The sequence below is a fragment of the Streptomyces sp. NPDC002130 genome, assembly GCF_040296465.1.
Classification (GTDB): domain Bacteria; phylum Actinomycetota; class Actinomycetes; order Streptomycetales; family Streptomycetaceae; genus Streptomyces.
Genome location: NZ_JBEOXI010000699.1, coordinates 1 through 1,689, shown reverse-complemented (window position 1 = coordinate 1,689; position 1,689 = coordinate 1). Strand labels below are relative to the sequence as shown.

The window sequence follows — 1,689 nt, the reverse complement described above, 5'->3', positions numbered from 1 at the left end:
GACGTGCTGACGTCCATCCCGGTCGGTCACTTCGACTACCGCTTCGCGATGCCCTTCGAGGACGTGATCGCCAAGGGCGTCATGTGGCGTCACGAGGACTGGTGGCGTGTGCTCGGCGGCGGCATCAACTTCGTGACCGGCGTTCCGGTCGAGGACGAGTACGAGATGGCGAAGGTCGGCGCTGCCAACCCGAGCATGATCCGCTACCCGATCCCCCCGATGATTCACGGCGGTTCGCAGTCTGCGGTGTTCCACAGCCTCTTCGGCGGCGGAACCTGTTTGATGCACCCGGAATTCGACGCCCACGAGGTGTGGCAGAACATCGACAAGCACAAGGTCAACCTGATCTTCATCACGGGTGACGCGATGGGCCGCCCGATGCTCGACGCACTGATCGCCGGAAACCCGGCGACCGGTGAGCCGTACGATCTTTCGACGCTCTACGTGATGGCCAGCAGTGCTGCACTCTTCTCGCCGAGTATCCAGGAGCAGTTTCTCGAACTGCTGCCCAACCGCTTGCTGACCGACTCCATCGGCGCGTCCGAGACCGGCTTCGGTGGACTGGCAGTGCTGAGCAAGGGCCAGAAGCACACCGGCGGCCCGACGGTCAAGATCGACGCCTCCACAACGGTTCTCGACGACGACGGCAACGAGGTCGAACCCGGATCGGGCAAGCGCGGCATGCTCGCTCGCAAGGGCAACATTCCGCTCGGTTACTACAAGGACGAGGTCAAGACGGCCGAAACCTTCCGCACCATCAACGGCGTTCGTTACTCGATCCCCGGCGACTACGCGCAGGTCGAAGCCGACGGCACGGTCACGATGCTCGGCCGCGGTTCGGTGTCCATCAACAGCGGCGGCGAGAAGGTGTACCCGGAAGAGGTCGAAGGCGCCTTGAAGGCGCACCCGGACATCTTCGACGTGCTGGTGGTCGGTATCCCCGACGAGCGCTTCGGTCAGCGGGTTGCCGCAGTGGTTCAGGTACGTGAAGGCACGTCACCGACCTTGCATGACATCGCCACCGCAGCGCGCAAAGAGATTGCCGGATACAAGGTTCCGCGCAGCGTGTGGTTCGTCGACCAGATCAAGCGCAATCCGGCAGGCAAGCCAGACTACCGCTGGGCCAAGGCCGAGACGGAATCGCGCGAGGCTGACGATCACAACGGAAACGGCGCTCCTGTGGCGTCCGCAAACGAAAGCGTGGAAGCCTGATGCGTTCGGATCTGGCCGACAAGTTCGGCATCGAATACCCGATCTTCGGATTCACTCCTTCCGAGCACGTCGCCGCCGCGATCAGTCGCGCAGGCGGTCTGGGCGTTCTCGGTTGCGTCCGGTTCAACGACCCGGAAGAGCTCGAAGCTGCACTGACGTGGATGGACGAGAACACCGACGGGAAGCCGTACGGCGTCGACATCGTCATGCCGGCCAAGGTGCCGACCGAGGGTGGTGCCGTCGATCTCGACAAGCTGATCCCGGAGGAGCACCGCGCCTTCGTCAATCGCACGCTGGACGAACTGGGGGTGCCGCCGCTGTCCGACGACGTCGAGCATGCGACCGGCGTACTGGGATGGCTTCACTCGGTGGCGCGGTCCCATGTCGATGTTGCTCTGGGGCATCGGATTGCGCTGATCGCGAATGCGCTGGGATCGCCGCCCAAAGACGTCATCGATCAGGCGCACGAGAAGGGCG

General features: G+C 63.8%; 2 protein-coding genes. Both read left to right on the top strand.

The features are described 5' to 3' along the window. Positions 1-1,212: AMP-binding enzyme (locus ABT116_RS44595; protein WP_351646640.1), on the top strand; the 1,212-nt coding region annotated here is incomplete at its 5' end. Continuing rightward, positions 1,212-1,689, top strand: a 478-nt coding sequence (locus tag ABT116_RS44590) for a nitronate monooxygenase (protein WP_351646638.1), incomplete at its 3' end; no start/stop codon positions are given. The genes ABT116_RS44595 and ABT116_RS44590, both read left to right, overlap by 1 nt.